The sequence below is a fragment of the Verrucosispora sp. WMMD573 genome (genome assembly GCF_027497175.1).
Classification (GTDB): domain Bacteria; phylum Actinomycetota; class Actinomycetes; order Mycobacteriales; family Micromonosporaceae; genus Micromonospora.
Map to the genome: position 1 here is coordinate 3,788,498 of NZ_CP114901.1, position 9,367 is coordinate 3,797,864.

10 protein-coding genes and 1 tRNA gene are annotated in these 9,367 nt (G+C 68.0%); 8 read left to right on the forward strand and 3 right to left on the reverse strand.

What is annotated here, in order from left to right:
* The first annotated feature begins 137 nt into the window (after window positions 1-137).
* From O7601_RS17360 to O7601_RS17395, 8 genes are all read left to right on the forward strand, one after another.
* Window positions 138-211, forward strand: a tRNA-Pro gene (locus O7601_RS17360).
* Window positions 212-324: 113 nt separating this feature from the next.
* A complete protein-coding gene (locus O7601_RS17365) occupies window positions 325-1,284 on the forward strand; it encodes a tyrosine-type recombinase/integrase (protein ID WP_281562154.1) in 960 nt (319 codons plus the stop codon).
* Window positions 1,285-1,376: 92 nt separating this feature from the next.
* Window positions 1,377-2,528: a hypothetical protein gene (locus O7601_RS17370; RefSeq protein ID WP_281562155.1), complete on the forward strand. Its 1,152-nt coding sequence runs from the start codon at window positions 1,377-1,379 to the stop codon at window positions 2,526-2,528.
* Window positions 2,529-2,963: 435 nt separating this feature from the next.
* Window positions 2,964-3,236: an AbrB/MazE/SpoVT family DNA-binding domain-containing protein gene (locus O7601_RS17375; protein ID WP_281562156.1), complete on the forward strand. Its 273-nt coding sequence runs from the start codon at window positions 2,964-2,966 to the stop codon at window positions 3,234-3,236.
* Window positions 3,233-4,225, forward strand: a complete 993-nt coding sequence (locus O7601_RS17380) for a site-specific integrase (protein ID WP_281562157.1) — start codon at window positions 3,233-3,235, stop codon at window positions 4,223-4,225. Before O7601_RS17375 ends, O7601_RS17380 begins: the two co-directional genes overlap by 4 nt.
* Window positions 4,226-4,447: 222 nt before the next feature.
* Entirely contained in the window at window positions 4,448-5,077 is a 630-nt protein-coding gene (locus tag O7601_RS17385) for a hypothetical protein (RefSeq protein WP_281562158.1), read from the forward strand.
* A 120-nt stretch (window positions 5,078-5,197) separates the two neighbouring features.
* Window positions 5,198-5,998: a hypothetical protein gene (locus O7601_RS17390; RefSeq protein ID WP_281562159.1), complete on the forward strand. Its 801-nt coding sequence runs from the start codon at window positions 5,198-5,200 to the stop codon at window positions 5,996-5,998.
* A 358-nt stretch (window positions 5,999-6,356) separates the two neighbouring features.
* Window positions 6,357-6,578, forward strand: coding sequence for a hypothetical protein (locus tag O7601_RS17395; RefSeq protein WP_281562160.1), 222 nt, complete (start codon window positions 6,357-6,359; stop codon window positions 6,576-6,578).
* Window positions 6,579-6,741: 163 nt separating this feature from the next.
* Here O7601_RS17395 and O7601_RS29505 read toward each other — a convergent pair whose 3' ends face one another.
* The 3 genes from O7601_RS29505 to O7601_RS17410 all read right to left on the reverse strand — a co-directional run bounded on the left by O7601_RS29505 (window position 6,742) and on the right by O7601_RS17410 (window position 9,271).
* Window positions 6,742-7,065 carry a hypothetical protein gene (locus O7601_RS29505; RefSeq protein ID WP_348650203.1) on the reverse strand — a complete coding sequence of 108 codons (324 nt, stop codon included), beginning with the start codon at window positions 7,063-7,065 and terminating at the stop codon, window positions 6,742-6,744.
* A 596-nt stretch (window positions 7,066-7,661) separates the two neighbouring features.
* Window positions 7,662-8,849, reverse strand: a complete 1,188-nt coding sequence (locus O7601_RS17405) for a restriction endonuclease (RefSeq protein WP_281562161.1) — start codon at window positions 8,847-8,849, stop codon at window positions 7,662-7,664.
* Window positions 8,846-9,271: a hypothetical protein gene (locus tag O7601_RS17410; protein WP_281562162.1), complete on the reverse strand. Its 426-nt coding sequence runs from the start codon at window positions 9,269-9,271 to the stop codon at window positions 8,846-8,848. The genes O7601_RS17405 and O7601_RS17410 overlap by 4 nt, the downstream gene beginning before the upstream one ends.
* Window positions 9,272-9,367: the final 96 nt, after the last annotated feature.

Here is a 9,367-nt window from a genome sequence, read left to right on the forward strand (position 1 = left end):
GGTGCGTCATCGCACCACGACAGCCAGCTCTGATGCGGATCCAGCGGTACCGGGGTGCCAGGAGGGGTCGGTGCGAGCGAAGCGGAGCCTGCGCTAAGCTGTACCGGCTGTCGCGGGGAGATCCCGGCGGTGGCAATCGGGACGTGGCGCAGCTTGGTAGCGCACTTGACTGGGGGTCAAGGGGTCGTCGGTTCGAATCCGGCCGTCCCGACAGCGAGAGGGTTTCCGCAGGTCAGAGACTTGCGGGAGCCCTCTTTTCATTGCTCGGCATGGATGCCTGGTCTAGCACGCCGCTGTTGGACTCCTTGACTCGGGCAGGTTGTCATGCCACTACTGGATCTTCAGAAACTCACCGTCGGGCTCTCCCGGACCTGGGCCGGGTTCCTCCGCGACTGGGACCGGTCGCTGCGGGCCGGGAACTATCCGGAGACCACCCGCTACAACTACCTCCTCGCCGCCGCGCAGCTTGGCCGCTACCTGACAGAGCAGTCGCCGGATCCGGACGCCGCCGATGCGGCCGAGGATCCGTGTGCGGTGACGCGGGCGCATGTGGAGGCGTTCCAGGGTTGGATGATCGAGACCAGGTCCGCGTCGACGGCGGTAAACAAGCACAAGGGACTGCAGCAGTTTTTCAAGTGGCTGCTCCTCGACGAGGAGGCTATCGACCGGTCGCCGATGCAGCGGGTGCGGCAGCCGAAGACACCCCGCAAGCTGATCCCGGTCATGCGGGACGAGGACACCAGCAAGCTTCTCGACGCCTGCAAGGGCAAGGGTTTCGCGAACCTGCGTGACGAGGCGTTGATCCGGGTGTACTGCAACACTGGCGCACGTCTGTCGGAGGTCGGCAATCTTCTGGTCGCTGACGTGGACCTGACTACGGAGTCGGTGCGTTTCCACGGCAAGGGCGCGAAGGATCGGCGGGTGCGGTTCGGGCCGAAGACGGCCCGGGCGCTGTCGCGGTATCTGCGGGCCCGGGACAAGCACAAGGGCGCTGCCCTGCCGAACCTGTGGCTGGCCGAACGAGGCACCGCAGCGTTGACTCCGAACGGCATCAAGATCCTGCTCAAACGGTTGGGCACCGCCGCCGGCGTGGCGGACGTGCACGCCCACCGGTGGCGGCACAGCTTCGCCCACGAGTGGAAACGCGCCGGCGGCGACACCGGCGACCTGATGCTCCTGCTCGGATGGACCTCAGAGGACATGCCCCGCCACTACGGCGCCAGCGCCGCAGCCGAACGGGCACAGGAGACACAGGCGCGACTGGGTATCGGCGAGCGCGTATAGGCGGGGCCGGCAGGCGCGGTCCCCCACGCGAGGCCGTGGATGACCGCGCCGTCACCGGTAGGCTGCGGCGAGCTTTCGACGAGGGGGCGGCGATGACGCGGTACGCGGTCGACGAGAGCCGGAGCGAGTTGATGGCGACCTGGGAAACCGGCTACGGGGCTGTCGCGACTCCGGTCGCGACGCTGCCGGCGAGCGCGACGTCGAGGCAGCGGATGGCCCTGGCAGCCGAGTTGTCACGGCTGTCCGAAGCGCTGTGGCGCTGCTACACGCATCCGGCGAGCGCCGCGGACAGCCTGGAGCTCAACAGTGAGGGGTGGCGACGAGAGCGGACCCGCAACCAGTTCGCGTCGGTGACGGCGTACATCAGCACGCCGAACCTGCCTGACGACGATGGCATGCTGGCCGTCGCGTACGACCCGGTCGAGGAGTACGCCCACCGGGTGGGCCGTTGCCTGCACGCCGCCGCGGACACCGACCTCACCGCAGCCGTCATCACCGACGTGCAGGCCGAGATCGCCGCGGTGGAAGGCGCCGAACTCGGTGATCTGTCGGGACGTTCGATCCAGGCCGTGCAACTCACCCGGCAGGACGCCTCGCCGGTCCAGGTCGCCGCCGCCAACCAGATCCTGACCGACAACCCGCTCGGCGCCGGCGAACTGTTTCTCCACCTCGATCCGACTTCGGCGTGCGTGGCGGCCGCGCACTGGCTGCAGGCCGCCGCCGAGGTGACCTCGGAGCTGTCCGGCGCCCCGGTAACCGAAATCGTGATGGAAGCCGACGACATCGAGGCACTACCGCACGCGACGCCGACCGCGGTGCTGGAACTGATGGAGATCGGTCTGTCGCCCACGCATGTGGTGACCAGCATGATCCGAGGCGCCATGGCGGTGGCCGAGGGCAAAGCACCTGACATCGATGACCTACGGGACAAAATCGAGGAAGCGGACGAGAACGTGGAACGGTACGCGGCGGACGACCCCGAGGCGCACGCCGAGTTCACCACGATCCGGTTGACCACTCTGGACCCACGTCGTCCCGCCCGCGACATGCTCGAAGACCTTCTCGACGGAATACGCGGCTGCTGGCTCGTCTACCACGAATACGCCGAGCAGCCCGCCGACCCGCAGGACGACGTGACCGACGACGAACGGGACGACGAGATCGACACCGCGTTCAACAACGAGGTACGCGCCCGCGCATTCGCTGACCGGCACCGCCTCAACCTGGAAGACCGCGACCGATAGCGCCATGCCGGCGTGCGTCAGACGGACATGTCCGAGTGCTGGAAGGTGGCCACCGACAATGATCGGCGCGATCGCCCGGCCAGCCGGTGTTCAAGGCCCCCCTCGGACACAAAGTTGCGGCACCTGTGCCGTACCTGACGTACTGGTGGTCAAGCCTCATTGACCACGCGAATCTGATCTTCCCGATCACCTCCGCCGGCCTCGCGCCGGCCGACGGTGGTGGTCGATGTGGCTGAGCCTTTGGTGACTTCCGTCGTCCCTCCGGTCCTGCTTTCAGACGAGGGGCGCTCTGCTCGGACCAGCTCTGGTGGCCCGCTGCGTCGGGCACCGTTACCGATGCCTGCGCTCCCGCGGCAGCGCACCGAGGCGAGGATGTATCGCCTGGCTTCGGTGGACAGCAGTGGCCGGATCCGTGATCGGTCGATCATCGGAGCAATGGGCTGGGAACCCGGTGTCCGCCTGGACATCCGTCAAGGTGGAAACGTCATCGTCGTGCGCCGAGATCGGCAGGGAGCCTTCACTGTCACCGGCCAAGGGCACCTGTTGCTGCCGGCCGCGGTACGGCACTGGTGCGGCCTCGCAGCCGGCCAGCACGTCCTACTGACCGCGGACCGCGCCGCGAACCTGCTCGTGGTGTACCCGCCGATCGCCTTGGACGAGATGGTCGCCCAGGCCGAGCGCGCGGTGCTGGGTGGTGATCCGGCATGAGCGCGGCCACGGCGAGCAAAGCCGAACTGGAGGCCGCCCGGCTGCTGCTGTCGCGGATGGGCATCTCCCCGGCGGACCTGGTAGCAGCGTCGTCGGACCGTCCGCCGGCACCGACGTTCGCCGAGTACGTGCCGGTCGTGGCGGCTGCCGTCACCACGGGCACGCGACGGGCGTACGGCTCGTACTGGAAGCGCGTGGTCGAGCAGTGGGGCGCGCGGCGCATTGACGAGCCGACGCCGTCGGAGATCGAACGGTTGGCGGAGTACGTCAAGACGCACGTGGTGGCCCGGCGCAACGCCCGGGGTGGGCGAAGTGCGGCGGAGCATCTGATCGCTGCGCTGCGGTGCCTGTACAAGCGGGCCGTGGCCGACGGGTACATCGCTGCGGCGGACAACCCCGCCCTCAAGGTGGCCAAGCCGCGGCGGCTACCCAGCACCAGACGAGCGGTGGCCGACAGCAGGTTGGCGGAGATCAACGCCGTCGCTGCCAGCACGGGCGACGACCCGGCGCTGGACAGCCTGCTGCTGCGGCTGCACACCGAGACGGCGTGCCGCCGGGGCGGCGCGCTGGCCCTGCGGCCGGTTGACCTGGACCCGGACCAGTGCCTCATCCTGCTGCGGGAGAAGGGTGACACGGTGCGGTGGCAACCGGTCCCACCGACGCTGATGAGGCATCTGCAGCAGCATGCCGAGGAACGCCAGGCGACGGAAACTGACCAGCTGCTGCGTTACCGCAACGGGCAGCCGATCACCTACCGGCGCTACGACCATCTGTGGGTGCGCATCGGTGAGCATCTGCCCTGGGTCTACGTGCAGCAGATCAGCACCCACTGGCTGCGGCACACGACACTGACGTGGGTCGAGCGGAACTTCGGCTATGCCGTGGCGCGCGCCTACGCCGGGCACTCCGACAGCGGCAGTGACGCTGGCACCACCACTACGTATGTCCGGGCGAGTCTGCAGGAGGTCGCTGCGGCTCTACTGGCCTGAGCTCGAACCGACCGCGGGGTGGGGCTGGTTGCTACGTCCAGACCCACCCCGCCTAATCGGCTTCGCGCCAATCGCGACGCCAGCCTGGATGGGTGTTTCAGTGGCGATGCGACCGAGGCGGCACCCGGCCGTTGACACCGCAACCCACCTCACCATGCATCGATCAGCAAGGGGGGCGCTCGATCCGAGAAAGTGTCATACGGTGGGCCTACCGTGGCGGCTGTGATCTCTGACTTCACCGCCGCGTGGGTGCCGTTTCAGCCGGTCCGGGAGTTCGTCACCGCTGCTGCCGTGGCGATGCGCTGGGCGGAGGGCCAGGCTGCGCAGCGCCGGCTGTCCGCCGTCCTGGTCACAGACCGCAAGGGCGAGTACCACGGCGAAGTGCTATTCGAGCCGTACCTGAAGGGCCGGCACGCCTCGCCGCGATCTCCGCGCGTCGACGTGTGCCCCGGGGCGGTGATCGCGCACGTGCCCACGCCGGAGGCGCTGGCGGTGGCGACGCGGCTGGCGCACGGCAACGCCCTGGTGGTGGTAGAGCATCCGAGTCCATGGCGATTGGCCGGCTGGGCCGGTGCCATCGGCGCGCTCGACCTTGACACCGGCGAGACCACCCTGCTGGACCTGCGGGTGCGCGAGTACCTGGACGAGCTGGTGCGCTACGGCAACAACGGTTATGCCCGCGGGTACGGCCGCGACGGAGCCCAGCGGGTGCTGGCCGACATGGCCGCTGCCGGGCTGCTCGAGCGGGACGTCGTGCTCAGCGCGCTGAGCGCCTACGACGTCTCGCCGCGCGCCCAGCTGGTCATCGCCGGCCTGATCGACAAGGTCACGCCGATAATGACTCGCCCATGACCTGCGGTTACCCCCTTGAAAAAATCTTGGAGAAAGAGTGGCGGGTAATCGGAGCGGCCGCACAAAGGGGAGGACGTCCGGTGAGTCCTTGAGCGGACGCACCGCACCGAGAAAGGCGCCATGCACCCGGAAGCCGACGAGCCGACGGACGATGTGGCGGGATCGGGACTACAACGGGAACCGACCCGGCGCAACATCGCTGTCCCCGCTTCCTGGCTTGCCGACTTCGCTGGTACCCGCGAGGACCATGACCTCGACGAAACCGCCCGCGCTCTTCGCCGACGTGAGCGTCTGGCCGAGGACGCCGAATTGGTCGCCTGGCTGCGTCGGTACAACTTCACCGGCCGGGACTACGACCTGTTCGCCACCGAGCTGGCCCGATACGGGTACGCCGTCATGGTCGCTTGGATCCGTCAAGGCACCATCTTCGGCAAGTGCCGCGAGCGCGGAACCGGCCTGCCCGAGCCGCCGCTCGGGGCACTCAGCCGCCCTGACGTCGCCGAGGAACTCGCCAACGAGACCGTTGCCAAGGCGCTGCGATCCTTTCGCGACACCGTGCTGATCCCCGGCCGGTGGAACCCGGCCCGCGGCGCCTCGCTCAAGACGTTCTTCATCGGCCAGTGCCTGATCCGCTTCCCGAACATCTACCGCGCCTGGCTGAACAACGAGGTCCATCACGATCTGCTCGTCGACGAGCTCACCCTCTTTGACCACCCCGCCAGCGGCGGCCCGCCCGTCGACCCGGCCCAACTCGCCGTGCTCCGCCAGGAGGTGGACGTCCTGCTGACCGGCGCCCCGCCCCGCACCCGCACCATGCTGACGCTCATCCTTGCCGCTACACCCAGGCGGACGTCGCCAGCCTGCTCGGCCTCACCGAGAATGCCGTACAGAAAGCCTTGTCCTACTACCGCACCCGCCTGACCGCCCCACAACCCGCCCATACCCGAAGGGGGGCATGAACGCCCATGCCGCAGCCCACCCCGGACCACGGCCCGCGACCCTCCGCGGCGACCGGGAAGTCGTCAGAGTCCACGATCCACGCCAAGATCGAGCGCTCCTCGCTCGGCACCGCCGACGCCCGTGCCATGCGCGCCCGCACTTCCACCGCGACCGCCCGCGCCATCGTCGCCCGGGCGGCTGGAGCGGCCTCGCGTACCCCCCCACAGCAATCGCGGCCGGAAAACCGGCCGAAAGAGTGGCGGGTAACCGGCCGACCAGCACATATGCCTCTGGCAGGAGCGGTCCAACCGAGACTGCACTACCAGAGGAGATGATCATCATGGCTCGAGGCGGCTCCCGCACCGTGGCCCGCAGCGCCAGGACAGGTCGGTTCGTCCGCAGCAGCACGGCGGTGCGGTCGCCGCGGACCACCACAACCGAACGCGTCGGACGCGGGACAAGCAACACCCGCATCGTCAACCGCAGCGCCAGCACCGGCCGATTCGTGACGGCAGCCGCTGCGGCCCGGCACCCGGGGACGACGATCACCCAGCGGGTCTGACGCGACCCGCGATCGTGAGCCCTTTCCCCACCCGGGAGAGGGCTCACAATGCTTACGCCGTTGTGGCGCCGGCACCAGACGGATTGAGATGCCCCGGGGACCGCATCGTTCCGACCCTTAGCTCCGGGTCGGGGCGATGCTGGCTTCGGGGCCGATCCGTGGCTCACAGCTCGTTGTCGGTAACGTTCAACGCGAGCTCGTTGGCCTTTGTCCGCTGCTGCGCGGTCCGTCGAATGATCTCGTCCCACACGGGCTCACCGACGGCGATCGCCGCTGCGATCCATCCGCCCGCGCCCTGAGGGTCGCCGGTGCAGTGGTAGCAGCGGCAGTCCACCTCATCCCTGATCCGCCGATCGCGATGGATGCGCCCACCGGCGGCGAACCTGTTCGCCTCCCAGGGATCGATTCCGGCCTGTGTCAGGTAGGTGCGGGCAGCTTCGATCCACCGTCTCGGCGAGAGCATCGCATTGCCATGCAGCTCGACCAAACCGAGGTTTCCGTTACAGCCGGCGCACAGGAGTCCCCGTACGCACCGACCGCACGAATCTCGTCCCGGGCAGCACAAGTGGTCATGGTCGACCGGCAGGGGCACCAGTCCGACCGGGTAGCGCCATGCCGGGCCGCCGCAGATTCCGCACCCGCCGCCCTGCGCCCGCAGTAACTCCCGGTGCCGGGCCGCAGTAATGCTGTGCCGTAGCAGCGCCTTCTTCGGTGCCTCCAGGCAGCACACGTCGGAGGTGGGGTACGTGGGGATCAGCCCGAGCAGGCGGGCGTCGGCGATCGTCACACGCCGGATTATGGCGGCTGGTACGTCACCGATCGGGCACGATTGCGGAGCCTGGGGAACCCGGCTGCCCCGTCCTGCCGGGAGCGAGATATGGCCATTGCTTGTGCAAGCTGGCCCACGGGCTGCGAGCGCTCTTCACAGACGACCTTGGGGCCACATGCGTCGCCACCGTTAGCACGTGGTACCCCGCGTCCGCGGCAGATACAACCTGCGCTAACTGTGCCGCCGGCCAGGTGCAGCTACGCCAGCCGAGATGCAGGTCTCAGCCCGGGCTGCTCGCTCGCCGGGAGCCTTCATTAGTTGGCCACATGCATGGCCTGCTGAGCCAAAAGGTTGATCTCGATGAGGAGATCGCGTGGCGGCGCGGACAAGTCGAGGGGATAGTGCACGATGTCGATCTCGGTGTTGCGGACGCGCCGAGGGCCGGGCGGCGACGCCCCTTGGGCGTACACCAGCCAGCCGGTGCGCAGGCGCAGTGCCGTGCAGTAGGCGAGCATTTGGTAGGCGTCGGCGTTCGGATAGCCAGAGGCAATTCCTTCCAGCTTGTACTTGGCATCGAAGACTGCGACGGGCCGGTCACCGGCGATGTGAACGATGTCGGGTCGGATGGGAATGGTGAGCTCGGTATCGAGGTGCGCGCCATACTGACTGTCGGTGTGGCCCGGATATTCCACTAGGGATTCGCGCAGCGCCGTGGTGACGAAGTCCTCGAAGACCTTTGCCATGTTGACGACGAACGCGGCCATCGTGACGTCGCCGGGTCCCGGTTCGGCGGACTGATTGCGGAGGACCAGTTCGGCGAGCCTGAGCGCCGGGAGGTACCGGGCGTTGAGACGGCTGGGTCTGTAGGTCGGCTGCGGGGCGCCGTGTGGCAGTACCCGAACCCCGTCGAGGCGGCCGTCCAGATGAGTCAGTCGCGACCGTGCTTCGGCGGGCAGCCGCGGCACCGCGAGCATGCGTCGAAGTGCAGTGCGCAGAATCCGATTTTCAGCAATGTCCGCGGCATACTCGTCGAAGCGGACCTCGATCGGCAGTGGCATAGCGGGGCGACGGGAGAGTTGGTCTGCGAACCTGATCCGGCCCCGGACCAGCGGCAGTGCCTCATCGGTCACGACATAGCCTTGCAGGATTCCCGGCGCGAGTGCACGTTCGACCTGCCGGATCAGTGACTCCGCCAGGGCGGCCCACAGGTCGGGCTCCGGCTTCGCGGTGACGTCTTCTGGCCGGAACCCTGGGTCCAGCGCGTAGCCGAGGAAGAAGAGCAGCCTGGCGATGCCAACCTTGGGCCGGACCTGGACGTCGAGTCCGGCTGTCCGCACCGCGCCGACCTTGCCGGAGGGCAGGACGTGCCACCATCCGTCGCTTTCGGGCCGAAGGCTGACGAGGCCCGTCGCGCTCAGTGCGGTCGCCTGATGGTCGTCCATTTGGTGCCGGACACCGACGCGGTCTAGTTCGGCGAGGCTGATCGACGCGGACACGGTCACGGCTGCGACAGAGTCGGTGGCTCGGCTGCTGGGACGTCGGGTGGCCAGGGGCCGATCCGGGACCGGACGGCGGCGAGTCCGAAGCGGTTGCGGATCTGTGTCCTGGTAAGCCGGCCATAGTAATGCTCTTGCAGCAGCGGCAGTAGGTCATAGCGCCACACCCGCTCAAGCCCTGCCTCCGTGTCGAGGTTTGGCTTCATCAGGTAGGACGGGCCAATCTTGAAGTCATGGTCCTCCTCCCCGATCGACTCGTTCAAGGCGGCAAGCAGCGATGCGCGTTCATCGCCGGGTTTGTTGTTGGCCTTGAGCCACTTGCTGAGCACGTCGCGCACCGGCGGGTCGTTGGGATGTAGCTCGACGAATGCAAACCTGCGTCGGATGGCCGCGTCGACCAAAGCGATCGACCTGTCGGCGGTGTTCATCGTGCCGATGATGAAGACGTTCGGGGGCAGGGCCTTGCCCCCTGATCTTGGACACTTGAACCTGGGATCGTGATGGTCCTGGGAGTCAGGAGTCCT

Excerpts from the sequence above, each read along its gene's own strand:
- O7601_RS17365 (WP_281562154.1), top strand. The coding sequence starts at position 325 with ATGCCACTACTGGATCTTCAGAAACTCACCGTCGGGCTCTCCCGGACC.
- O7601_RS17370 (WP_281562155.1), top strand. The coding sequence starts at position 1,377 with ATGACGCGGTACGCGGTCGACGAGAGCCGGAGCGAGTTGATGGCGACC.
- O7601_RS17375 (WP_281562156.1), top strand. The coding sequence starts at position 2,964 with ATGGGCTGGGAACCCGGTGTCCGCCTGGACATCCGTCAAGGTGGAAAC.
- O7601_RS17380 (WP_281562157.1), top strand. The coding sequence starts at position 3,233 with ATGAGCGCGGCCACGGCGAGCAAAGCCGAACTGGAGGCCGCCCGGCTG.
- O7601_RS17390 (WP_281562159.1), top strand. The coding sequence starts at position 5,198 with ATGCACCCGGAAGCCGACGAGCCGACGGACGATGTGGCGGGATCGGGA.
- O7601_RS17395 (WP_281562160.1), top strand. The coding sequence starts at position 6,357 with ATGGCTCGAGGCGGCTCCCGCACCGTGGCCCGCAGCGCCAGGACAGGT.
- O7601_RS17410 (WP_281562162.1), bottom strand. The coding sequence starts at position 9,271 with ATGAACACCGCCGACAGGTCGATCGCTTTGGTCGACGCGGCCATCCGA.